We start from the raw sequence: 23,957 nt of genomic DNA, 5'->3' as shown, positions 1-23,957 counted from the left end.
TTTTTTTCGAGATCTTCTAGAAGTAGTTTATTTCCTCTCTGTCCTTAAAACTCTTAACGCACTCGCCACATTCTAATAGTACTGTCGTCATCATCACTCAACATCACTGGTTTATCAGAATTGGAAAAAGTGTAAAGCAAACTGTTATCTTTACTGTTGAGAGTTCGTAGCAATTCACCAGTATTTAATTGCCAGAATCTCACGGTGTTATCATCACTACTACTAATTAAAGTCTGATTATCAGGACTAATTGCTAAAGACAAAACTGCCCCATTGTGACCAGTCAAATTGTATATTGGTGATGGTTGTGGCTTGCCATCTTTTCCCAGTTGCCAAATTTTAATTGTTTGGTCAGAACTGCTACTAGCTAAAGTTTTTCCATCAGGACTAATTACTAGTGCATCTACCCAATTAGAATGACCTTTAAGAGTAGCTAATAATTTACCAGTTTTAAGTTGCCAAATTTTAATGGTTTGGTCAGAACTAGCGCTGGCAAAGGTTTGACCATCAGGATTAATAGCTAAGGAAGCTACCCAATTGCAATGTGCTTTGATGCTGCGAAGCATTTTGCCATTGCTAGTTTGCCAAATTTTAATAGTATTATCAAAACTACCGCTGATTATATTTTCACCATCTGGGCTGATAGTAACTGCCATGACTGAACTAGAATGTCCGTTAAGATTTCGGAGTAATTTCCCGTCTTTTAAATTCCAAATTTTTAAGCTATTATCGTTACTGCCACTGACCAAAGTTTGCCCATCTGAACTAATTTTTAAACTTAAAACTGCGCCAAAATGACCTTTCAAAGTTCGCAGTAAATCCCCATGTTCTAAACACCAAATTTTAATCGTACTATCGTTACTACTACTGGCTAAAATCTTACCACCAGGACTAATAGCCAGCGATCGCACGGGTTCCAAATGACCTTGAAGAATACGAAGCAATTTACCACTTACTAAATGCCAAACTTTAATATCTTTAGCATTACCAGTAATTAAAGTTTGCCCGTCAGGAGTAATAATCAGAGTGCGGGCATAATCAGCGTGACTGACGCGAGTGTTTATTAGTGGAGGACGGGGAGGGGTAAACATTAATTTAAAATTATCTCCTTTTCTATAATTTAACGAAGTATTTGCTTTTTCTCAGAAAATCTTATACCTAAAAGACAAATTGTTAAGTACTTTTACTAAAACTTTAATCCATGAAGGCGCTTTTGCTCGGAAATTTCACATAGATGCAACTAATTTAGTTTGGCATGGCAACAACAGCTTATCGCTCAAAAAACGCGACTTTCTGGGAGAGAAGCAAACTATACTGTTAAAAACAGATGAAGCCGTGCGTTAGCCTTCTGCCTTCTTTCACTAGTGTGTTTCTTTGTACCCCTGTTTGACAAGGTAATCGTAAACCACAGCTGATTCTGCCTGTAAAGTATCACTTTTTGCACCCAACCTGAAGAATTCTGGGATCTGTAAGCTTGCGTTCCCAGCTACATTAACTCATATTGAACCATTTTTTACCAGGGATTTCAGCAGTTTTACGAAAATTTGCGTAAATCTTAGGGGAAGTAACAAATAATTATTATTGCTCAGTAACTATTTACATACGCTTGTTTCCTTACTTATTGAAGGTAACTTTGGTCTTTTGCGTATTTTGACCGGAGAAATTGCTGAAAATTAACTCTAATTATATCATTTCCATTTAAGGTTGCTACAGATGGCTGACATAGGGACGCGGGAACGCGGTGATATTGAGTAATTGATATAAGGCATCTGTACTAAACAAAAATTGGGCAGTTAACTTATTTGTTGGTAAAAGTTTCTGCCCATAGAGAGCTTTCTGTACAGTTTCTTAGGAATGTGTAGAAAGGTTTATGTACCAGAACAGCGATCGAACCACTCCTGATAAGTTTTTTGATTTTCCGAACTTCCCAGTACAATTTCTACTCGCACTAATTGGCAATCATGATGCTTTTGTCTATCAATAGCATCTAATAAAAGACTGACAGTTTTTGGAGAAATAAATTCTCCTTTTACAATGTTGTTAGTGCTAGTTTGGTTAGCAGCAACGTCATTGCTAGTAGTAGCAACATCTTGTGGTTGAGTTAAATCTACTTCAGCAATGATTTTAGGTTCTGGGCTAACTTGTTCAACAATCAATTTCTCGTATTGAACAGGCACTTCTACCATGCGAGTTTCAATTTCTTTACGGACAATTACTTCACCTACTTTGCGTTTTTGTTGATTGATGATTAACCTCTCTTCTAGAAGACGAATCACTTCTTCTTCTGCTACATCTGCTGTCGGTGATGGCGAGTAATCTTCCTCATTGATATAGCTCTCAGGTAAACTAGGTTCGGCAATTTCTTCACTTACTACTTGAGTTTGGGCAGATGTGAGAATTGGCTGAATTTCTGATTTATCAATACTCGTCAAAATTACTTTATTCGAGTAATCAACTTCCTGAATTTGATTACTTGTCATGGAAAATTGAGAATCTGGCTCTGTGGTAGATATCAGTAAAAGAATCTGGCGATTGTTACTTAAGTAAATGTCTTTCACTACGCCAATATACAAACCTTTGTTATCCAAAACTTGAAAGTTATTTAGCTTACTTTTCAACTTGTTTAACAAAGCTCTAACTCTTAAATTGTGTTTGGCGATTTCCTGTTTTTTTGTTGCAGCTTGGTCGTTCATCATTTCCCCCATTTTAATTGATGAAAGGCTATTTAAAAGCATAGGCAGAGCTTTATTTTGCCCCGCCTGAGTATTTTTTAAGCGCTCGTTTCAGTTAAATTTTTACAATTTGTTAGTCAAAGTTCCTTAGAGACGATCGGTATTTTCAACAATGGGATTACCATCAGTATCGATATCCAATCTTTCCCGACGAATGGTATCTTCCCGATCGACTGTATCGCGATCGACTACTTTTTTAATTGTCACTTCTTCACGTACAAAAGCTTCTTTGTAAATGTCAGGAGTTTCTTCATAAATCTCCATGCGTACTACTTCGCCTTCGCGGAAATCAGCATCGCCAGGAGCAATTGCACTACCTGCATCAACGGGTGTATTCCGTTCAATTACTACTCGCTCTTTTTCCACTGGAACTGAAACTCTAGCAGTCTCGGTTTCCACGTGCTTACCAATTGCTACTTCACCTGCTTTGCGACGAATTTTGTCAGCAATTAATCGCTCTTCATACAGTCTAAAAGTTTGGTGATCGCGATCGTTCATACCAAAGAATGTTGGTTCTCGATCGTAATTGTAATTGTTGCGATCGAAGGTACTATATCCTGTATTACCCATTGCTTCTGGAGTAGAAACTGGATAATCTGCACTTACAGGAGTATCTACCGGAGCATTGTAAGAATTGCGATAAACATTTCGCACTCTTTCTTCATAATCGTAATCTGCTACAGTGCGATCGTTAAACTCTGGTAAATCTTCCGCCTGTTTTCTAGTCATGTTCACAGCATAAACGCGATCGGAATTATAATCGATGCGGGAAAGACCTACAGGAAATAAAACTTTCTTGCCAAAAATCCAAAAGCCTAAATCAACTACTAAATAACGAAAACGTCCATCTTCATCAACTAAGACATCGCTGACTGAGCCAATTTTTTCGTCAGATTCGGTATAAACTCCAAAACCTTTAACGTCATCACCTTCAAAGGTTTGGATATAGTTAGGATCGAAGTCTTCCAATTTCATTAATGCCATATTCTTAATCTCCATTACCAACATTTATTCGATATCTATAAACATAATAAATTCACTTATTTATTTGCCTCTTCCTAGAGATGTAACTGCTTGTTTTAATATAAAATTATTGAGTGGTTACTAACAAAATTTATATAGCAGAATTGATAATATTACAGCTTCCGCTTACACCAAAATGCAAATGTAGCGGAAGCTGTGTTGGTTTGAGTAAAACAATATCCAGTAAAGTTTTACAGGAAAACTTTATTCTGCACGACGAATTGTTTCCTCTTTCAAATTGCCTTGATTGTCGATATTCAACTCTTCACGACGCAGGGTTTCTTCTGAAGTTACGTTTTCGCGATCGACTTCTTTTCTAACAGTAACTTCTTCCCGTACAAAAGCTTCTTTGCGAATTTCTGGCACTTCTTCATAAATTTCCATGCGTGCCATTTCGCCTTCTCTAAAGGCATCTGGATTTGCACCAGTTGCAGTTCCCGCATCTACAGGAGTAGTCCGTTCCACGATCACTCTTTCTTTTTCTACCGGAACAGAAACTCTAGCAGTTTCAGTTTCCACCTGCTTACCAATAGCTACTTCGCCTGCTTTGCGGCGCGTTTTATTAGCAACTAAACGTTCTTCGTACAGTCTCAATTTTTGATGATCGTTGTCGTTAATACCATACAAACTTGGCTGTTGTTCATAGTCGTAGGTATTCATTTCATTAGCAACAACTACTGGTGAAGTAACAGCTGGTTGCGGAGTAGTTTGAGGATGATAAACTTCTCTTACTTGATCTTCGTAATCGTAATTGACTCTTTCAAGCTCATCAAAATTAGGCAATTGTTCAACTTGTTCTTTAGTTAATCCCACTGCATAAATGCGTTCTGCGTTAGCATCAATGCGAGAGCGACCAACAGGTAGTAATACTTTTTTGCCAAATACCCAAAAGCCTGTATCTACAACAAAGTACCGGAAACGACCACTTTGATCGTCAACTAAAACGTCTTTGATTGAACCGATCTTGTCGTCGCTGCCATCAGCATAAACATCCAATCCCTTGACATCTTCACCGTCAAATAATTCATCACGGTAATTAGGGTAAAAATCTTCAATTTTTGCTAAAGCCATAACTTGCTTCCTCGACTTGTCTTACAGGTAAATGTTATAAAAAAAATCTTTTGGATACCTCTTTCCAGCGAATTATTCCCTTTGTTGGTCGCTCTGTCATCGGAGATAAATAGTTAAAATCAATTTAGTCAATTAAATAAAACTTTATTTTATTTAAAAATATAAAATGTTAAGATAAATATTTTAAGTTAATGAAAGAAGTAAATCAAATTAATTTATTAAAATAAAGGCTGGTAAAAAGTGTTGCTAGGGAAACAATCAGCAAATAATAGCATACAAAAAATTGCTGAAAGTAAAAGAAAGGGAAATGTCTAGTCAAAAGTGGTTAGAAGTGTTACAGCAAGAACGAGCGATCGCAGTAATTCGCGCCCAAAATTGGCAAGAGAGTTGTTTAATGGCGAAAGCTGTAGCAGCGGGAGGAATGAAATTGATTGAGATTACTTGGAATAGCGATCGTCCAGAAAAAACTATTAGTTATTTGCGCTCAGAATTACCAGATTGTCAAATAGGCAGCGGCACTTTGTTAAATTCAGAACAACTGGAAAAAGCGATCGCCTCTGGCGCAGAATTTCTCTTTACTCCCCACGTTGATTTAACCTTAATTAAAACTGCAATAAAAGCAAATATTCCGATCATTCCCGGCGCACTTTCACCAACCGAAATTGTCAGCGCTTGGCAAGCTGGCGCTAATTGTGTAAAAGTATTTCCGATTCAAGCCGTAGGAGGATCGAGCTATATTCGTAGTTTACAAGGGCCATTAGGAAATATTCCCTTAATTCCCACTGGGGGAGTAACCTTAAAAAATGCCAAAGAATTTTTGCAAGCAGGTGCGATCGCCGTCGGACTCGCAGGAGACCTATTTCCCCAAAGTTTAATTAATAAAGCAGATTGGCAAGCAATTAGTAGAAACGCGAAAAACCTCATGCAACAAATCAATGATTGACCCCATCAATTAATTTGATTAACATGAAATCGAACCCTCGACCCGGAGAGGTAAAAATCATGAATAAAACTATCTCTTCTGTCTGTTTACGTTATTTTGGTGCCTTATTAGTCAGTGCAGTAATTAGTTGCACCGGACTACCCGCATGGTCAAATACCTCAGAGGCGAGAACCGCACAAGCCGATCGAATTGCTAACAAAATCTTAGAATTGCAAGAAACAGAGCAACGCTGGATTCAAATCGACCTTTCCAATCAAAGATTAATTGCTTGGGAAGGAACAAAACCAGTTTACGCGATCGTCATTTCCACCGGAAAAACAGAAACACCAACCCTTTTAGGAACCTTCGCCATTCAAACTAAGCACCGTGTCGCCAGAATGACAGGCCCAGGCTATGATGTCCCCGACGTACCTTACACCATGTACTTTCATAGAGGCTACGCCATTCACGGTGCTTACTGGCATAACCGTTTCGGTACACCAGTCAGTCACGGCTGCATTAACGTAGCACCAAATCATGCTGCATGGTTATTCAATTGGGCAAGCGTCGGAACACCAGTGATCGTACATGATTAGACTCCATACTCATTACCCGTCAGGTTCCCAGTTCCCCTGACCCAACTCGCTTAACCTGAAGATTACCAAACCCTTACTTGTCCCTAAACTAAGAGAAATACAATAAAGGGCGCAGTTATAATTTTTTCTCGCCCTGCTCGTTATTATTACCTGATTTTTGATTTATGAAACTAAAACGCCGCGACTTCCTATTCTTGTTGGGAGCAGGTGCTGCCACAGTAGCTCTTGGTACTTATCTTGTCAAACAAAAAAAAGGTATTTTGAGTGGAATAGGCTTTCAACCAGTAAAAGGGCCAATGCCCCTGGAAATTAACGATGTTCCAGTAGCACAACAAATAGCAGATTTTAGCAAGTACGAAATAGCAGACGACCTAGTATTACCAGAAGGTTACACCTACGATATTGTCGGTGCTTGGGGAGAAAAAATCGGTGATTCTCGGTTTGGTTATAACAATGATTATCTGTCTTTTGTACAAACAGGTAAAAATGAAGGATATTTAACAATTAATTTTGAATATATTAGCACTATACCCTGGTTTCAAACCTTCGAGAAAGTTGTAGGCAAAAAATTACCTGCTGCCGAAATTCAGGCAGAGCTAAAAAAAGTTGGAAATAACGGAATTAATGCTTTTGCTTTACCACCGGAACAGGCAGATTTAAAAGCAAAAATTCAACAAATTTCGGAAGAAGCTTTAATAGATCAAGGAATAGGCATCATTTCAATTCGCAAAAATGCTGAGGGAAAATGGGAGAGAACTAATTCCCCATCAGACCGTCGAATTACAGGAATTAGTGGTTTAAAAGACGGTAAATATTTAGATGTAAGTGGCCCGGGAGTCTTTGTTTTACGGAAAAAAACCGGGCAAGGTTACGTAGATAATTTAGGGGCAAGAATTATTGGAACTTTTGCCAATTGTGCTGGGGGAACAACTCCTTGGGGTACAGTTTTAAGTGCGGAAGAAAACTTCCAAAATCAAGTACCGGAACCAGTTTATGCTGATGGCACTTCTTTCGATCCAGGGAAAAACAATTTTGTAATTGATGACGGTGAATTGTCCGGTCAAGGAAATGTACTGGGATTAGCTGGTAACAAATATGGCTGGATTGTGGAAGTCGATCCAGCCAATCCGAAAGATTATGGAATTAAACATACTTGGTTGGGACGCTACAGACATGAAGCGGTAGGGGTGAGAGCCGAAGCGGGTAAACCACTGGCGTTTTATTCGGGGTGCGATCGTAGAGGCGGACACCTGTATAAATTTATCAGTACAGGCAAAGTCCAAGACCCGAAAAACAAAGCCAACTCCAACCTATTACGCCAAGGAATGCTCTATGCAGCCATATTCAACCCCGACGGCACAGGCAAATGGATTCCTTTAAAACCCAGTACTCCCGTAAACCCCGTGTTACCTAGCAACTTAGTTGGTAGTCTTGTCCTCCTACCCAAGCGTCCCGAAGGCGGCATCTACAAAGCCAAATCAAACGCAGAAGTTGCCAATTTTAAACAAAAATTTAAAACCTTGGGCGACCTTTACATTGGCACTCCAGAGGAAAAACAAGGCGCAATTCTGATCGATGCCCACTTCGCCGCTAATGCTGCTGGTGCCACCTGTACCGCCCGTCCCGAAGACACAGAAATTGCCCCAGATGGTTCTTTGTATATTACCTTTACCTCCGGTTCTCCCGGTGGTGACGGCGCACCAGACAAGCGCATTTTCAAAGGGCTAAAAGGCAAAACGCCTTGGGAATACGGTTGGATAATGCACTTGATTGAAGATAAAAATCAACCAGATGCTTTAACTTTTCAGTGGAAAATGTTAGCCGTAGGTGGAGAACCAATAGCAGGTGGGGCAGGTTTTTCTAACCCAGACAATCTAGTAATTGACAACAATCAAAATGTCTGGATGGTAACAGATATGTCCACTGGAAAACAGAATAATCCTAAAGGTAAAGATGGTGTTGGTTCCTTTGGCAATAATTCTATTTGGTTCATTCCGACTACAGGAGATAATGCTGGTAATGCCTATTTATTCGGAATAGGGCCAATGGAATGCGAAACTACTGGACCGTTTTTTACTCAAGACCAGCAAACATTATTTCTATCAGTGCAACATCCAGGAGAAGTTTACGGAACTAGACAAAATTCTACGGCAGAAACTCGCGAATTTACCATGCACACAACTAATGGGGAGAAATTTAACCAAACTCGGACTATTCCCATTGGTTCTAATTGGCCGGGAAAAGCTGCCAACGATCCTCCAAAACCTGCGGTAATTGCCATCCGTCGTTTAGATGGTCAACCTATTGCTTAATGGTAATTTACCTAGCATCAATATCATCAACCAACTATCCCTTACCCCCTAGAATCTATGTTAATTTCTGTGCCTACATCTGTAAATTCTACTCCTCTGAAACAGCTAACCTTTAGCCGTTATGACCTGTTAACATTACAGCCTGATATTTTGTGGAAAATCGAACGAGGAGTTGTTCGTACTCTAACCTGGAGTGAAGACGGAAAACCAATTATATTGGGATTCTGGGGTGCAGGAGATCTTGTGGGAAAACCTTTAACAAACCTGGAGCCTTATCAAATAGAATGTTTAACTAGTGTTGAGGTAAATTTATTGCCCAGTAATGTCTGGTATCAGTATATTGATGGAGCGATCGCTCACATTAGACTCAGTGAAGAATTACTCAACATCGTTCATTGTAGACCTGTTCCTACCCGCTTACTACAGCTACTAGATTGGTTGGCACGAAAATTCGGTCGGGATGTGGAACAAGGAAAACTAATTGAATTACCTTTGACCCATCAAGCTCTTTCCGAAGCAATTTGTACAACCAGAGTAACTGTCACCAGACTCCTGAAACAATTTGAAGAGGAAGAAATTTTAAAACGTCATGGTCGCTATTTGGTTTTGTGCCAACCAGTCCAGAAGTTGAAATCTTAAACTTAAAACAGATTGTTAAAGCAGTAGGATGATAATCATCTCTTGTGCTACCTTATGTAGAGGTAATATATGCCACTTAATTTAGTTATACATACTTGATGCAGTAAGAAGTAATGTATAGCTAAAATTAAGAGTAAAAATCAAGTGGAACAGTTGGCGATCGGTTGAAGTCAAACTATTGACAGTTTCCGAAAAGCAAATTTAGGTGTGAGGATAGTAAAAATGTCAAGAACTCTTTGGCAAGCTCTGAAACTGAGTCCTGCCGTACTAAGTGCCGTAATCATTGCAGCTAATGGAGCAGTAGCAGCAGAAAATTCAGCCAAGCCGCTGTTTAAAGATAATGCAGCTGTCACTGACTTACCTGTTGAAGCTTCTCTAAATCAATCAAATACAGCACTGGCTGCCTTACCATCATCTGATGTTAGCTCCGATTCCCTAAACCAGGATCGACTAGCACAGAACACGGAACTCCAAAGTGAGCCAGATGTTAGTAATACGCTACAACAAATTAACCAATATACCCAAGAACCTGCTGCTCCGATTCAAGAAACTCCAGTAACTCCGGTAAATCCGGCAAATCAAGGAACAGGTTTAGACCAAGTAACATCCGTTTCCCAACTGCGGGACGTAGACCCAACCAGCTGGGCATTTCAAGCATTGCAGTCTTTGGTAGAGCGTTACGGTTGTATTGAAGGTTATCCCGATCGCACCTACCGAGGCAACCGCGCCATGACTCGTTACGAGTTTGCCGCAGGTTTAAATGCCTGTTTAGACCGGATTCAAGAATTAATTGCTTCTCTGCCTCAAGGCGTAAGTAGAGAAGACTTAGACCGTTTGCGTCGGTTACAAGAAGAATTCGCCGCCGAACTAGCTACCCTGCGCGGTCGCGTCGATGCCTTAGAAGCTAGAGTCAAGAAAGTAGAAGCTCAACAATTTTCTACCACCACCAAACTCAGAGGTGAGGTAATCTTCGGTCTGGCTAGTGTTTTTGGCGATGAAAAGGCAATTGCTCCCAGAGTCGGGCGTACCGCTGCTAATACTACAGATTTAGAAGACAACCCCATATTTGCCTATCGGGCACGCCTCAACTTTGATGCCAGCTTCTCTGGCAGAGATTTGTTGAGAGTACGTTTGCAAGCCCGAAATATTCCATCTTTTGCTGGGACTCCTACTGCTTCACTTACAACACCAAGTACAGGAGTAACAGGAACCAACATGACTCGTCTGGGTTATGACGGTGACAGCCAAAATAACGTTCAGCTAGATGACTTGTACTATCGCTTCCCCATTGGTAAGAATGCCAGAATTTGGTTAATTGCTAATAGTGGTGAGTTTAACGACTTTGTTAACAACGTTCACCCCCTGTTTGAAAGCAGTGGGTCTGGCTCTATTTCCCGCTTTGGACGATTTAACCCGATTTACTATACAGTAAACACTTCCTCTAGTGCTGGGGCAATACTCAACTTAGACTTTGGGGCAATTGGTCTAGATTTTGGTTACTTAGCTCCTAGAGCTAACGACCCCACTAGGAAAAACGGATTGTTTGATGGTGAATTCGGTGCTTTGGCTCAGTTAGTTTTATTCCCCAAAGGCAACTTTAATATAGGCTTGACTTACGTCCGCTACTATGCACCAGGAAACAGAGTTGACGTTAGTGGTAGCACGGGAAGTGATTTTGCTCGTAGACCTTTTGGTGCAGTTGCCACAGATACAAATTCTTTTGGTGGACAAGTAAACTGGCGAATTGCTAAGAGTTTCCTGATTTCTGGTTGGGTTGGCTACCAAATGTCTGAAGCTAAGACTGGTCGTTTCCGGGGAGCTAATGCTGATATCATCAACTACGCGGTGAGTCTGGGCTTCCCAGATTTAGGTGCTAAAGGTAACTTCTTAGGATTATTGGCTGGTGTACCACCTAAAGTTACCAGCAACGATTTAGATGGCTCTTTCAGAAGTTTGTCTGGCGTGCCAAATCGGGAAGACAGAAATACTTCCTACCATTTGGAAGCATTCTATAAGATTAGAATCAGTAACAATATTGCGGTGACTCCGGGTGGGTTTGTAATTCTTAACCCAGAACACAACGATCGCAACGATACCATTTGGGTAGGAACTATTCGGACTACCTTTACTTTCTAGGGGTGGCTCCAGAAATTAAATAACCCTTGTAGAGACGTTGTATACAACGTCTCTACAATGTTTTTGGGAAATTTTATGAATGTCAATTGACTAAAAAGGAGGAATTGAGGTAAGATTAAAAATTGTGTGTTTATTTGAAAAGTTATGCACGCGCAAGAAGTGATCCGATCGATTGAAGAGTCATATTTGAAAAAGGATCTGCCGGAAATTTACGTCGGCGATACAATCAAAGTTGGCGTAGTGATTCAAGAAGGCGGCAAGGAACGGACACAGCCTTATGAAGGCGTAGTGATTGCCAAGCGTAATGGTGGAATTAATGAAACCATTACAGTCCGCAAAGTTTTCCAAAATGTGGGTGTAGAACGGGTGTTTTTACTCCATTCTCCCCGGATTTCCAGCATTAAGATTATCCGTCGCGGTGACGTGCGGCGGGCTAAGTTGTATTATCTGCGCGATCGCGTAGGTAAAGCAACTCGTCTGAAACAGAGGTTCGATCGTTCCACTAATTAAGAGATGGGGAGATGGGGAGATGGGGAGATGGGGAGATGGGGAGATGGGGAGATGGGGAGATGGGGAGATGGGCGAGAAAAACATTGGCGATCGTTAATAGTCTTTGACCGCCAACTACCCACTACCTACTACCTAAGAGAAAAACATTGGCGATTAGCGATCGCCTTTAACTACACTCCAAAACTTGAAGAAATAAATTGTCAAAAATTTCTAGCAACCCAACTCATTTTGCGCTAAACTAAGATAATGCAATGGAGAAATAGCCAAAGCAGACTCACAAATAAGCGCTCTTAGTTCAGTTGGTAGAACGCAGGTCTCCAAAACCTGATGTCGGGGGTTCGAGTCCTCCAGGGCGCGTAGTTAACCCAGATTTTTTCCGAGTGTCTGGGTTTTTTATTGTGAGTAACCCGATCTAAAACTCTCTTCCCATCTGCCATTTACCTTTGTCTCAACCATAAATTTTCCTGCCTACCACTTATGGTGATTCAGACAAACAGGATATAAAATAGTGGTTTGAGTGGTTTGTGAGGAATAGCATTCTTAAACAGGTGCCACCAAACGCAGAAATTGCGATCAGGGGAAACTTGGCATAGTTTAAGAAATCTGTAAATCGAAAGAAAAACGGGGGAATGAAGGAAAGTGGCGAAAAAAGGTGAAGCAGAAACTGAAGAAAAACCAGATGGATTTAGTGCCGTCAAGTTTTTACAAGGAACAAAAGAAGAACTAGATAAGGTAGTCTGGCCTAGTAGACAGCAGTTGATCGGCGAATCCGCTGCGGTCATTCTCATGGTAATTCTCTCGGCACTTTTGATTTATCTGGTAGACAACTTTTTTGGTTGGGCATCGGCAAGGGTTTTTGGATGAGTTTTATGGTAGATGAATCGGACGATCGCGAACTCCAAGAAGTAGCATCGGACGCAGGATTATCCGAAGAAGACTTTCACAAAGGACTTCGGTGGTATGCTGTGCAAGTAGCTTCTGGCTGTGAAAAGCGCGTCAAAACCAACCTGGAACAGCGCATCGAAACATTAGATGTGACCGATCGGATTTTTCAAATAGAAATTCCTCAGACACCTGCTGTCAAAATTCGGAAAGACGGCAGCAGACAGCACAGCGAAGAAAAAGTTTTCCCCGGCTACGTGCTAGTGCAAATGATCATGGACGATGAAAGCTGGCAGGTTGTCAAAAACACACCAAATGTGATTAACTTTGTCGGGGCAGAACAAAAACGCCGCTATGGAAGGGGTAGAGGTCACGTTAAACCACTACCACTCAGTCATGGTGAAGTCGAAAGAATCTTCAAGCAAGCACGCGAACAGGAACCTGTCGTCAAAATCGATATGGCTGTGGGAGACAGAATCATGGTTCTTTCTGGGCCTTTCAAAGATTTTGCAGGCGAGGTAATTGAAGTTAGTCCCGAACGCAGCAAGCTAAAGGCGTTACTATCCATCTTCGGGCGGGATACGCCAGTGGAATTGGAATTTAATCAGGTTCAAAAACAAAGCTAACAAAAACAAAATAGATGGCGAAAAAAGTTGTAGCAATGATTAAATTGGCCTTGAATGCAGGCAAGGCCAATCCAGCCCCACCTGTCGGCCCAGCACTGGGTCAGCATGGGGTGAACATTATGGCGTTTTGCAAAGATTATAACGCCAGAACTGCCGATCAAGCTGGAATGGTAGTTCCAGTAGAAATTTCGGTTTATGAGGATCGCAGTTTTACTTTTGTACTGAAAACTCCTCCAGCTTCGGTTTTAATTACTAAAGCCGCAGGAGTAGCTAAAGGTTCAGATCAACCTAATCGGAAGAAAGTTGGCTCGATTACTAGAGATCAACTGCGCGAAATAGCCCAAACTAAATTGCCTGACTTGAATGCTAATGACATTGATGCGGCAATGAATATTGTAGAAGGCACAGCCCGGAATATGGGTATTACAGTTACAGATTAGGTTTGGCTGCAAAAATTAGGATTAGCCAAGTGGCAAATTTTTGTTAACTATATCGGGGGAGAAGGGAGACTTCGTTAGAAACCCCAGGAGATAAGCAGGTGAAAAAAGTATCGCGCAGACTTCAAGAACTGCAAAAAAAAGTCGAAGAAAGACCTTATCAGCCGTTGGAAGCGCTGAATCTATTAAAAGAGACGGCAACGGCAAAGTTTCCAGAGTCAGCAGAAGCTCATATTCGCTTGGGTATTGACCCAAAGTATGCTGACCAACAACTACGGACAACGGTGGTGTTGCCCAGAGGAACTGGTCAAACGGTGCGGGTAGCTGTAATTGCTCGTGGGGAAAAGGTGACGGAAGCGAGTAATGCAGGTGCAGATATAGTGGGTTCGGAGGAGTTGATCGACGAAATCCAAAAGGGTAGGATGGATTTTGATAAGCTGATCGCGACTCCAGATGTGATGCCGCAGGTGGCAAAGTTGGGTAAGTTGCTTGGCCCGCGTGGTTTGATGCCTTCGCCGAAAGGTGGTACTGTAACTTTCGATTTGGGAGCTGCGATCGCAGAGTTCAAAGCTGGTAAACTAGAATTTCGGGCCGATCGTACTGGGATCGTTCATATCCTGTTTGGCAAAGCAACTTTTACCGCTCAAGATTTGCTGGTGAACTTGAAGGCTTTACAAGAGACGATCGATCGGAACCGCCCTTCAGGAGCTAAAGGTCGTTATTGGCGGACTATGTACGTATCTTCTACAATGGGACCATCCATTCAAGTAGATATTAACGCCCTACGGGATTTGAAAACAACTGAAGCAGCTTAGAGAGATTTTAGATTTTGGATTTGATTCCCGATCTAGGATTTAAAATTACTCCAACTCAACAACTGAATAGGTAAAGCCAATGACAGCAGGTGCTTTAAGGCTTAATTTCCTGCCGAGGTAAACACCTTTTAGCTTTTCTGTTTGCTACAAATTGAGTGGCAAATTGCAGAAAAATATGCTAAACGTGACCCCGGCTGAGTAGCTGGGGTCTTTAAGTTGGTGAGGATATTTAATTCAGATCTTCCAGCAGTGGAGGTAGAACCTCCAAGACCTCGTTCCCAGATTGAACCTGGGAACGAGAAACAGAGGCTCCGCCTCGTAGTGCAAGATCTCAGTTTAAACCAGGAAAGGAGGTGAAACGAGAATGGGTAGAACCAGAGAAAGCAAAGATGAGATTATTACTGAACTCAAGGAAAGTTTGAGTCAGTCTCAGTTGGCACTTGTCATCGATTACCAAGGGCTATCCGTTGCGGAAATCACTGATTTGCGGCGGCGCTTGCGTCCCAAAGGTGCTAGTTGCAAGGTGACAAAAAACACCTTGATGGGGATTGCCGTTGATGGTGATACCAGATGGCAACCGATGGAGGAATTTTTGAAGGGTTCCTCGGCGTTCCTGCTGGTGAAAGATGATTTTGGTGGCGCAATCAAAGCTTACCAAGACTTCCAAAAGGCGACCAAGAAGACAACACTTCGCGGTGGTGTACTCGATGGTCGAGCTTTGAGTGAAGCTGATGTTAAGGCGATCGCAGATTTGCCATCCAAGGAACAACTCATGGCCCAAATTGCAGGTGCTTTAAACTCCCTAGCAGCAAAAATTGCAGTGGGAATCAAAGAAGTTCCTTCTTCTGTGGCGCGTGGTTTACAAGCTTACGCCGACAAAGATAAACAAGATGCTGCTCCCAGCGAAGCGGCTTAGTGCAAGAACGCAGAAGGCAGAAGGTAGAAGGTTTTTATATTCAGCTTTTCACCTGTTTTCAACTGCTCAATCATTTCTGTGGTGCTGCACTTAGTTATCTGTGATTTGTCATTAGTTTTGAGTTAGCTATCTAAACCAATGACTAATAACAAATGACTAACAACCAATGACCAAATTTAGTTAATTTTTAGGAGTTTACAATGTCTGCTGCAACCGATGAAATTTTGGATAAATTAAAAGGCTTAACACTGTTAGAAGCTGCTGAATTAGTTAAGCAAATTGAAGAAGCTTTTGGTGTTAGTGCTGCTGCTCCCGTAGGTGGCATGATGATAGCGGCTCCTGCTGGCGGTGGTGCTGCTGCTCCTGCTGAACCAGTAGAAGAACAAACTGAATTTACTGTGACTTTGGAAGAAGTTCCAGCTGATAAGAAGATTGCAATTCTGAAGGTAGTTCGTGCTATCACTGGCTTAGGTCTGAAGGAAGCTAAAGATTTAGTAGAATCTGCTCCTAAACCTATTCAGGAAAATGTCAAGAAAGACGTAGCAGAAGACACCAAGAAGCAAATAGAAGAAGCTGGCGGTAAGGTTTCTATCAAGTAACTTTAGCTGGCATTCAAGTTTTAATTGCGATCGAGGAGCCAAAATTGGCTCCTTTTTTATCCCTAACTATTCGGCTCTCCCGTACTTGTGGTGGAAAACCCTGGTTTTGGGGACTGGGGACTGGGGACTAAGGACTGGGAAACCTTGTGGAGTAAGCACTTTGTTAATTAATTAGGTTTACTTATCACCATGAGTACGGGAGAGCCAAATTTTTCAATTGTTCCAAAACTTTGTTCAAGTCTTTACTAGTGTTGAGCATCCCTTAGTCATATTTCTGGATGATTTACAGTGGTCAGATTCAGCATCACTCAACCTATTACAACTGCTGATGAATGATTCTGGTTATTTGTTAATTATTGGAGCCTATCGGGATAACGAGGTTTCGCCTGTGCATCCGTTTATGCTGACAGTGAATAAGCTAATAAAGAACCAAGTAACTGTGAATACAATAACGTTAAAGTCTTTGAGTAAGGAAGATATTAATCAGTTAGTAGCAGATACATTGAGTTGCGATCGCAGCATTGCTCAACGCTTTACTGAATTAGTGTATCAAGTGTAAAATAATGGTAAAATTCATTATTTTCGTTAATTAGGTCTTCTTGAGAATAGCAGACCTCTTTTTTTTGACAACAATCGGTAAACCCCGCACGCAGTAAGGGGTTTACCGATTGTTGTCACCCCGTCAGTCCATTTTTTACTACAAAACCTGTAGGAAGTGGTACAGGTTTAGGATTATCAATTAGCTATTCGATTGTCGTAGAAAAACATCAAGGTAGGTTAAGCTGCATTTCCGCACCAGGCGAAGGCACAGAATTTATTATTGAGATTCCTATTTAATAAAATTTGTCATTGCTCATTTGTCTGGATTTTTTCGCTCCCCAATACTCAGTGCCTATTTCAAGTCTAATAACCCGCTTTCTTTTAATTTAGGATTAAAGCGGATTTCTTCTTGATAATGACGATTTTTAAGTGTTTCTAAAATTTCTGCTTCTACTCTTCTGGCGACTTTTTTTAAGACTTTAGATTGTGCTAATTCTTCACCCGTCACTTTTTCATAATTAGCCTTTTCTTCATCTGACATTAAAAGTTTAACGTCAATAGGATCAGTCCATTTGGTTTTATCTGTATCGTTACCAACAGGTATTGTGCCATTTTCGGCAATCCAATTATTCATAGTATTTTCGAGAAATGTCCGATTAGGTTTTTCAATTGTTTGGACTTTTAACCAATAACAATTTTGTGGTTGGCGAACAAGGTGCTGTTTTAAACTGAGATAAACATCACGGGAGTAACCAACAAATTGGAGAACTTTTGTTTGGTCAAAAATTGCGTAAACGCCTACTTTGCCTGATAATTCTGTAGGTAATTTACCATTTTCATCGAGATAGTTAATTGCGGTTAAATTGGCGAGTGATGAAGTATCAGTTGGAGTTGACATAGTTGTTTTGAGGTGAGAAAATTACAAGTTTTTCCGGTTTGATTATAACTGTTCGGGGTCAATTCCTTGTTGACGTAATTTTTCGAGCAAATCTTGGTAAATTTGTTGTTGTTGTTCTAGTTGGCCGATCGCATTTTCCGCCCGTTCGCGTTCCTGTTCCGCCCGTTCGCGTTCCTGTTCCGCCCGTTCGCGTTCCTGTTCCGCCCGTTGACGTTCCTGTTCCGCCCGTTGACGTTCCTGTTCCCCCCGTTGACGTTCCTGTTCCGCCCTTTGTCTTTCCGCTTCTCGCAATCTATCTAATTCCACAGGAGTAAGAAACTTTTGCCCATCGGGGCGATAAATTTCTAGAGTATCTTCTTTTAGTTCAAATCGAATCCCTAAAAGAGGGCTTACCCACCCATTCATCTGAGCAATTTTTTCTAACCAATCACCTGAACGTTGTAATCCAACTAATTCAATATCATCAGGATCATAAATATAATATTCTTCGACTCCATACCGTTGATAAAACAATAGTTTATCTGCCATTTTTCCGGCACGATTTCCAGGGGAAATAATTTCAAAAACAACTTGCGGAGGAATGTTGTTTTCTGTCCATTGTTTGTAAGAACCTCGATCGCCTTTTGGTCTACCAAACACTACCATTGCATCAGGCGCTTGGCGAATTTTATTATTTCCTTCAACTGGATACCAAAGCAGATCTCCAGCGACAAATACATCATCATTGTTGGCAAACAAAATTTCCAAGTTTTCTTTAATAATAACGATCCAACGAAATTGTTTGGTGTTGTCTGACATTGGTTGTCCGTCGCTGTCTGGGTAAATTATTTCCGGGGTAATTTGGGAGGGAAGTTGTTGTACCATAGCTTTTTAATCGAGAGTTTTGTTATTGCTCAAAGTTGTTCTGGGTTAATTCCTTGTTGGCGTAATTTTTCGAGCAAATCTTGGTAAATTTGTTGTTGTTGTTCCCGTAACCTTCTTTCTTGTTCGAGTTGGGCGATCGCATTTTCCGCCCGTTGACGTTCCTGTTCCGCCCGTTGCCTTTCCGCTTCTCGTAATTGATCTAATTCCACAGGAGTAAGAAACTTTTGACCATCGGGGCGATAAATTTCGAGAGTATCTTCTTTGAGTTCAAATCGAATACCTAAAATAGGACTTACCCACCCATTGATTTGCTCAATTTTTTCTAACCAATCACCTGAACGTTGTAATCCAACTAATTCAATATCATCAGGATCATAAATATAATATTCTTCGACTCCATACCGTTGATAAAACAATAGTTTATCTGCCATTTTTCCAGCGCGATTTCCAGGGGAAAGGATTTCAAAAACTACTTGGGGAGGAATGTTATTTTCTATCCATTGTTTGTAAGAACCTCGATCGCCTTTTGGTCTACCAAACACTACCATTGCATCAGGCGCTTGGCGAATTTTATTATTTCCTTCAACTGGATACCAAAGCAGATCTCCAGCGACAAATACATCATCATTGTTAGCAAACAAAATTTCCAGGTTTTCTTTAATAATAACGATCCAACGAAATTGTTTAGTGTTGTCTGACATTGGTTGTCCGTCGCTGTCTGGGTAAATTATTGCTGAAGTAGTTTCAGCGGGGAGTTGTTGTACCATAGCCGTTTAATTCGTTAGATTGGCTGGGTTTAATATATTTTATTTTAACTCGGAGTTTGTGAGTTATTATCATCCTAAAATTAATAGGTTAAGTTTAAAAGCTAAGGATAGGCAAATTTGGCGGAAAATTATTTTACAAACATTCAAAATCATCTAAAAAAGATATATGACGCAATCCCAAGCTGAACCTAAACTATACAGCTTTGATGAATTTATAAGCTAGTATCCCGAAAAGAAATGGGAATTGAGGAATATTGGATTGTTGATTATGCAGCCTTGGGAGGGAAAAAATTTATCGGCAACCCCAAGCAACCTACATTTTTTGTTTGTATTTTGGAGGAGGGAGAATATCAGATGAATCGATTTACAGAAAACACTCCGATTATTTCCCCGACTTTTCCTCAGTTCAACTTATCACCTCAGCAGATTTTTGCGATCGCCCTGTAAGAAAGCTTTTATAGTAAAATTGCTAGACCTGCCTACCAAAGATGCTATCTTATTGTGGGATACCGAAACCTAGAGAGTTAATCAAGGAGCAAAAGTAACAGACCTTAATAATTTGTGCCTGGAATTGACAACTATGAAGAGGTAGTAAGACAGGGGATAACAGGCGATCGCCTTTTCTAACTTCCCATCAAATCTCTTCTCCACCCTAAAAATACCTTACCTGTGATGCTAGACATTTATGCCCACTCACGATAAGACAGAATTAATCATTGAAGCAGGTCGCACGGAAAAACAATATTGGAAAGACTTATGGAGTTATCGGGAATTATTTTATTTCCTAGCGTGGCGAGATATTTTGGTAAGGTATAAACAGACTGCGATCGGGATTGCTTGGGCATTAATTCAACCTTTCTTAACAATGGTTGTATTTACCGTAGTATTTGGACAATTAGCCAAATTACCATCCCAAGGAGTACCTTATCCAATTTTAGTTTTTGCGGCAATGTTACCTTGGCAATTCTTTGCTAATTCCCTTTCTGGATGCAGCAATAGCTTAATTAGTAATGCCAACTTAATTTCCAAAGTTTATTTTCCGCGATTAATTGTCCCTGCTTCTGCCGTAATTGTGAGTTTTGTCGATTTTCTGATTTCTGGTATGATCTTGCTGGCATTGATGATTTGGTATAACTTTGTACCTAGTTGGCGAATTCTAACTTTACCGCTGTTTATTGCGATCGCATTTGCCGCCGCAATGGGAGGAGGATTATGGTTAGCCGCCTTAAACGTAAAATATCGTGACTTCCGCTATATAGTCCCTTTTATCGTCCAGTTTGGCTTATACATATCCCCAGTTGGTTTTAGTAGCAGTATAGTTCCTGAAAAATGGCGCTTACTCTATTCATTAAATCCGATGGTAGGTGTAATAGATGGCTTTCGTTGGGCGATTTTAAAAGGGCAAGTGCAAATTTACTGGCCTGGATTTATCCTCTCTTTTGGATTAGTTATATTATTATTTGCTAGTGGTATTTGGTACTTCCGAAAGATGGAACGTACATTTGCTGACGTAATTTAGGTAGGTAACAAAGGCGTGTCTGATACTGTAATTAGAGTAGAAAACTTAGGGAAAAAATATATTATTGGGCATCAAAAACAGCAGCCTTATAAAACTTTGCGTAGTGCGATCGCTGAAGGAGTTTATTCATTAAAAGGGAAATTATTTAAACCATTTGGTAAAAGTATTGCCAATCCACATCAAGAAGAGTTTTGGGCATTGAAAGATGTATCGTTTGAGATAAAGAGGGGCGATCGCGTTGGTATTATAGGTAGAAACGGCGCGGGAAAATCAACATTACTAAAAATATTAAGTCGCATTACAGAACCAACAACTGGGCAGATATACATTAACGGTAGAGTCGCTAGTCTTTTAGAAGTTGGTACAGGTTTTCATGGTGAATTGACCGGAAGAGAAAATATTTTTCTCAATGGTGCAATTCTGGGAATGAACAAAGTAGAAATCAGAAAAAATTTTGATGAAATTGTCGCTTTTGCCGAAGTAGAAAAGTTTTTAGATACACCTGTAAAATTTTACTCTTCTGGAATGTATGTTCGTTTAGCATTTGCAGTGGCAGCGCATTTAGAACCAGAAATTTTAATTGTCGATGAAGTTTTAGCAGTGGGAGATGCTCAATTTCAAAAAAAATGTTTAGGAAAAATGGGAGATGTTGCTAGAGAAGGACGGACTGTGTTGTTTGTAAGCCACAATATGACTACAGTAGAATCTTTATGCAGTCGGGGAATCGTTCTAGAATCTGGTAATTTGTACAAAGATAGCACCGCTTCGGAAGCAGTTAAAGTTTATCTGGAAAAATCGTATGAACTAGGCCAACAGTTAGCTTTAATTCATCGAAAAGATCGGACGGGTAATGGTCGAGTAAGAGCAGCGAGTTTTAGAATTTTAAATGAACTTAAATTAGAAGAAAAAACCTTGCAATCTGGAAAAGATTATTATTTTGAAATCGGCTATGTAAATTATATTAGAACTAAAATAAGTGATGTAGTTGTCAGCTTAGACTTTTTTGATGAAAAAGGTAATAGAGTATTGTTACTTAGAACTAACTTTACAAATCACAACTTAGAGATAAATGCAGAACAAGGTCATATACTATGTGGCGTAAAAAATTTACCATTAGCTAGCGGATTATACCGATTTTCGATATACATAACTCATGGAGATAAAGAAACATTTGATTGGATTGAAGACGCGGCATCTGCAATAGTAGATGGAGGTGACTTTTTTGGTACGGGTAGTCCGGGGATACCAACCCACTGTAAAATTTTAGTCAAGGCTGATTGGTATGCAACATAAAACAAATTTAGAACCATATCGCGATCCTGTTCCACCCGTTCCAGAGGGAGTAGAACGTCCAATTTGGTCTGTGATGATTCCTACCTACAATTGTGCGCGGTACTTAAGAGAAACGCTTACTAGTGTGTTAAGCCAAGATCTAGGCTCTGATGTGATGCAAATTGAGGTTATAGATGATTGTTCTACTGAGGACGACCTAGAACAAGTGGTAAAAGAGTTAGCAGGCGATCGCGTGGTTTTTTATCAACAACCAAAGAATGTAGGACATACAAAAAATTTTCAAACTTGTTTAGAGCGATCGCGAGGGAAATTGATTCATCTACTGCACGGTGACGATTGCGTGCGTGATGGATTTTATCGCAAAATGCAACAAGCCTTTGAGCAAAACTCAGAGATAGGTGCTTCTTTCTGTCGTTGGATCTTTATGGATGAGCGTAGCCATTGGCAATCTATCACAGCATTGGAGCAGCCTGAAAGCGGTATTCTAAGTAATTGGTTAGAGAAGCTTGCTCAAATGCAAACTATTTCTACACCTTCAATTGTAGTAAGACGCGAAGTATACGAAAGATTGGGAGGTTTTGATCATCGTCTTTCGTGGACTGAAGATTGGGAAATGTGGACAAGAATAGCTGCAAACTACTCTATGTGGTATGAAGTTGAACCGCTGGCGCTGTATCGCGTACACTCAGCATCTAACACAGGACGTTACAAACAAACTGGAGAGAACATCCAAGATGTGCGTAGAAGCATTGAAATCATAAAATCATATCTACCTGAAACAAGTGCGGACAGAGTAGTAAAAAAAACTAGGGAAAATTGGGCTTTGATTACCTTGGAGAGCGCTAGCAGGATGCTGATAGAGGGTAATATAGCAGATACTGTTATTCAAATGAGAGAAGGATTGAAATTCAGTCAATCTATGAGAGTAATTTGGTTTGGTACCAGTCTTTTGCTGAAGACAGGATTCAAATTGGTATGGCAGAGCTTACGCCGGGGAATGTCATTCAGGTTAGCAAGATGAACTACATTAATCTTGGCTGTGGTAGTCGATTTCATCTTGACTGGACTAATGTCGATTTTGTCTCCACAGGTGAGGGGGTGATTGTCCACAATCTCATTGAAGGAATCCCCTTTCCCAACTGCTCTTTTGATGTTGTTTATCACTCTCATGTATTAGAGCACTTCTCTAAAAAACAAGGTGAATTATTCTTGAGGGAGTGCTACCGTGTTTTGCGTCCTCAAGGTATTTTGAGAATCGCAGTTCCCGACCTTGAACAGATTGTTCGCATCTATCTAACGGCATTGGAAAAAGCTAGTAGTGCTTCGCCAGAATGGGCTTTTAATTATGAATGGATAGCCTTAGAAATGTATGACCAAACTGTGAGAAATAATCCAGGAGGAGAAATGGCTACTTATTTTCAGAGAAAACCACTTCCTAATCAGCAATTTGTTTTAGAACGTTGCGGGGTAGAAGCAAAAAATTTGCTGGAAGTCGAGCAAGAAATTGATTCTGTAACTAAACAAGGAAGCATACTTGAAAAGTTATTGAAGAGTGTTTACCGATTTTTCCGCTATCCAAAATATAGGAGAGAGTTATTATTGAAGGGTATTTTAGGTAAAGAATACAATCTTTTACAGATAGGAAGATTTCGCCAAAGTGGGGAAGTTCATCAGTGGATGTACGATCGCTACTCCTTAGCGGTTCTATTAAAGAAATGCGGTATGGAAAATATAGTTCAGCGTACTGCAACGCAGAGCTACATAGCAAACTGGTCTAGCTTTAACCTGGATACAGAACCAGATGGAACAATTTATAAGCCAGACTCTTTATTTATGGAAGCTATTAAACCATCTAAGTAA

At 40.4% G+C, this 23,957-nt stretch carries 25 protein-coding genes, 1 tRNA gene, 3 pseudogenes and 1 other annotated feature; of the genes and pseudogenes, 22 read left to right on the top strand and 7 right to left on the bottom strand.

The window, feature by feature from the left end; all coding sequences use genetic code 11:
• Positions 1-53: 53 nt before the first annotated feature.
• Positions 54-1,091 carry a WD40 repeat domain-containing protein gene (locus tag ACE1CA_RS19835; RefSeq protein WP_413280462.1) on the bottom strand — a complete coding sequence of 346 codons (1,038 nt, stop codon included), beginning with the start codon at positions 1,089-1,091 and terminating at the stop codon, positions 54-56.
• Positions 1,092-1,170: 79 nt separating this feature from the next.
• Between ACE1CA_RS19835 and ACE1CA_RS19830 the strand changes: the two genes are divergently transcribed.
• Entirely contained in the window at positions 1,171-1,344 is a 174-nt protein-coding gene (locus ACE1CA_RS19830) for a hypothetical protein (RefSeq protein ID WP_413280461.1), read from the top strand.
• Between the two features lie 524 nt (positions 1,345-1,868).
• On the opposite strand, the gene ACE1CA_RS19825 is transcribed toward ACE1CA_RS19830, so the two are convergent.
• The 3 genes from ACE1CA_RS19825 to ACE1CA_RS19815 all read right to left on the bottom strand — a co-directional run bounded on the left by ACE1CA_RS19825 (position 1,869) and on the right by ACE1CA_RS19815 (position 4,826).
• Positions 1,869-2,696: a YsnF/AvaK domain-containing protein gene (locus tag ACE1CA_RS19825; RefSeq protein WP_413280460.1), complete on the bottom strand. Its 828-nt coding sequence runs from the start codon at positions 2,694-2,696 to the stop codon at positions 1,869-1,871.
• Positions 2,697-2,819: 123 nt separating this feature from the next.
• The gene (locus ACE1CA_RS19820; protein WP_413280459.1) at positions 2,820-3,716 is read right to left on the bottom strand and encodes a DUF2382 domain-containing protein; all 897 of its coding nucleotides are present in this window, start codon (positions 3,714-3,716) and stop codon (positions 2,820-2,822) included.
• 243 nt (positions 3,717-3,959) lie between these two features.
• Entirely contained in the window at positions 3,960-4,826 is an 867-nt protein-coding gene (locus ACE1CA_RS19815) for a DUF2382 domain-containing protein (protein ID WP_413280458.1), read from the bottom strand.
• A 307-nt stretch (positions 4,827-5,133) separates the two neighbouring features.
• Between ACE1CA_RS19815 and ACE1CA_RS19810 the strand changes: the two genes are divergently transcribed.
• The 16 genes and pseudogenes from ACE1CA_RS19810 to ACE1CA_RS19735 form a co-directional block, all read left to right on the top strand.
• Positions 5,134-5,769, top strand: a complete 636-nt coding sequence (locus tag ACE1CA_RS19810) for a bifunctional 4-hydroxy-2-oxoglutarate aldolase/2-dehydro-3-deoxy-phosphogluconate aldolase (protein WP_413280457.1) — start codon at positions 5,134-5,136, stop codon at positions 5,767-5,769.
• Positions 5,770-5,828: 59 nt separating this feature from the next.
• On the top strand, positions 5,829-6,344 hold the full coding sequence (locus tag ACE1CA_RS19805; RefSeq protein WP_413280456.1) for a L,D-transpeptidase: 516 nt from the start codon (positions 5,829-5,831) through the stop codon (positions 6,342-6,344).
• 164 nt (positions 6,345-6,508) lie between these two features.
• Positions 6,509-8,656 carry a PhoX family protein gene (locus tag ACE1CA_RS19800; RefSeq protein ID WP_413280455.1) on the top strand — a complete coding sequence of 716 codons (2,148 nt, stop codon included), beginning with the start codon at positions 6,509-6,511 and terminating at the stop codon, positions 8,654-8,656.
• Positions 8,657-8,713: 57 nt separating this feature from the next.
• Complete coding sequence (locus ACE1CA_RS19795; protein ID WP_413280454.1) at positions 8,714-9,295, top strand: Crp/Fnr family transcriptional regulator; 582 nt, start codon at positions 8,714-8,716, stop codon at positions 9,293-9,295.
• Between the two features lie 222 nt (positions 9,296-9,517).
• Positions 9,518-11,431 (top strand): iron uptake porin, encoded by a 1,914-nt coding sequence (locus tag ACE1CA_RS19790; protein ID WP_413280453.1) that lies wholly within the window; start codon positions 9,518-9,520, stop codon positions 11,429-11,431.
• 144 nt (positions 11,432-11,575) lie between these two features.
• Positions 11,576-11,941: a 50S ribosomal protein L19 gene (rplS, locus tag ACE1CA_RS19785; protein ID WP_413280452.1), complete on the top strand. Its 366-nt coding sequence runs from the start codon at positions 11,576-11,578 to the stop codon at positions 11,939-11,941.
• Between the two features lie 3 nt (positions 11,942-11,944).
• Positions 11,945-12,178: a hypothetical protein gene (locus ACE1CA_RS19780; protein ID WP_413280451.1), complete on the top strand. Its 234-nt coding sequence runs from the start codon at positions 11,945-11,947 to the stop codon at positions 12,176-12,178.
• 47 nt (positions 12,179-12,225) lie between these two features.
• Positions 12,226-12,298 (top strand) — tRNA-Trp (locus ACE1CA_RS19775).
• A gap of 282 nt (positions 12,299-12,580) precedes the next feature.
• A complete protein-coding gene (gene secE, locus ACE1CA_RS19770; protein WP_413280450.1) occupies positions 12,581-12,805 on the top strand; it encodes a preprotein translocase subunit SecE in 225 nt (74 codons plus the stop codon).
• A complete protein-coding gene (nusG, locus tag ACE1CA_RS19765) occupies positions 12,802-13,449 on the top strand; it encodes a transcription termination/antitermination protein NusG (RefSeq protein ID WP_459563688.1) in 648 nt (215 codons plus the stop codon). The genes secE and nusG overlap by 4 nt, the downstream gene beginning before the upstream one ends.
• Positions 13,450-13,463: 14 nt before the next feature.
• A complete protein-coding gene (rplK, locus tag ACE1CA_RS19760; protein WP_413280448.1) occupies positions 13,464-13,889 on the top strand; it encodes a 50S ribosomal protein L11 in 426 nt (141 codons plus the stop codon).
• 98 nt (positions 13,890-13,987) lie between these two features.
• Positions 13,988-14,701 carry a 50S ribosomal protein L1 gene (gene rplA, locus ACE1CA_RS19755; protein ID WP_413280447.1) on the top strand — a complete coding sequence of 238 codons (714 nt, stop codon included), beginning with the start codon at positions 13,988-13,990 and terminating at the stop codon, positions 14,699-14,701.
• Between the two features lie 58 nt (positions 14,702-14,759).
• Positions 14,760-14,924 (top strand) — a sequence feature (ribosomal protein L10 leader region).
• A gap of 141 nt (positions 14,925-15,065) precedes the next feature.
• Complete coding sequence (gene rplJ / locus ACE1CA_RS19750; protein ID WP_413280446.1) at positions 15,066-15,617, top strand: 50S ribosomal protein L10; 552 nt, start codon at positions 15,066-15,068, stop codon at positions 15,615-15,617.
• 200 nt (positions 15,618-15,817) lie between these two features.
• Positions 15,818-16,216 carry a 50S ribosomal protein L7/L12 gene (gene rplL / locus ACE1CA_RS19745; RefSeq protein WP_413280445.1) on the top strand — a complete coding sequence of 133 codons (399 nt, stop codon included), beginning with the start codon at positions 15,818-15,820 and terminating at the stop codon, positions 16,214-16,216.
• 217 nt (positions 16,217-16,433) lie between these two features.
• Positions 16,434-16,769 (top strand): annotated as a pseudogene (locus tag ACE1CA_RS19740) (ATP-binding protein); the annotation flags it as partial.
• A gap of 134 nt (positions 16,770-16,903) precedes the next feature.
• Positions 16,904-17,053, top strand: a pseudogene (locus ACE1CA_RS19735) (ATP-binding protein); the annotation flags it as partial.
• A 55-nt stretch (positions 17,054-17,108) separates the two neighbouring features.
• Here the strand turns inward: ACE1CA_RS19735 and ACE1CA_RS19730 are convergent.
• From ACE1CA_RS19730 to ACE1CA_RS19720, 3 genes are read right to left on the bottom strand one after another with little or no spacing between them, the layout of a single operon-like run.
• Positions 17,109-17,654, bottom strand: coding sequence for a GIY-YIG nuclease family protein (locus tag ACE1CA_RS19730; protein WP_413280444.1), 546 nt, complete (start codon positions 17,652-17,654; stop codon positions 17,109-17,111).
• Between the two features lie 42 nt (positions 17,655-17,696).
• Positions 17,697-18,518, bottom strand: coding sequence for a Uma2 family endonuclease (locus tag ACE1CA_RS19725; RefSeq protein ID WP_486517454.1), 822 nt, complete (start codon positions 18,516-18,518; stop codon positions 17,697-17,699).
• A 29-nt stretch (positions 18,519-18,547) separates the two neighbouring features.
• Entirely contained in the window at positions 18,548-19,285 is a 738-nt protein-coding gene (locus ACE1CA_RS19720; RefSeq protein ID WP_413280442.1) for a Uma2 family endonuclease, read from the bottom strand.
• A 231-nt stretch (positions 19,286-19,516) separates the two neighbouring features.
• Here ACE1CA_RS19720 and ACE1CA_RS19715 point away from each other — a divergent pair.
• The 5 genes and pseudogenes from ACE1CA_RS19715 to ACE1CA_RS19695 form a co-directional block, all read left to right on the top strand.
• A pseudogene (locus ACE1CA_RS19715) lies at positions 19,517-19,732 on the top strand (Uma2 family endonuclease); the annotation flags it as partial.
• A 238-nt stretch (positions 19,733-19,970) separates the two neighbouring features.
• Positions 19,971-20,804, top strand: coding sequence for an ABC transporter permease (locus ACE1CA_RS19710; protein WP_413280440.1), 834 nt, complete (start codon positions 19,971-19,973; stop codon positions 20,802-20,804).
• Between the two features lie 15 nt (positions 20,805-20,819).
• Complete coding sequence (locus ACE1CA_RS19705) at positions 20,820-22,097, top strand: ABC transporter ATP-binding protein (RefSeq protein ID WP_413280439.1); 1,278 nt, start codon at positions 20,820-20,822, stop codon at positions 22,095-22,097.
• Positions 22,087-23,118 carry a glycosyltransferase family 2 protein gene (locus ACE1CA_RS19700; protein ID WP_413280438.1) on the top strand — a complete coding sequence of 344 codons (1,032 nt, stop codon included), beginning with the start codon at positions 22,087-22,089 and terminating at the stop codon, positions 23,116-23,118. The genes ACE1CA_RS19705 and ACE1CA_RS19700 overlap by 11 nt, the downstream gene beginning before the upstream one ends.
• On the top strand, positions 23,115-23,957 hold the full coding sequence (locus ACE1CA_RS19695; RefSeq protein WP_413280437.1) for a class I SAM-dependent methyltransferase: 843 nt from the start codon (positions 23,115-23,117) through the stop codon (positions 23,955-23,957). The genes ACE1CA_RS19700 and ACE1CA_RS19695 overlap by 4 nt, the downstream gene beginning before the upstream one ends.

Source organism: Floridaenema evergladense BLCC-F167, from assembly GCF_041929205.2.
GTDB classification, from domain to species: domain Bacteria; phylum Cyanobacteriota; class Cyanobacteriia; order Cyanobacteriales; family Aerosakkonemataceae; genus Floridanema; species Floridanema evergladense.
Note: the sequence above shows the minus strand (reverse complement) of the source record. Positions and strands in the feature narration are given on the sequence as shown.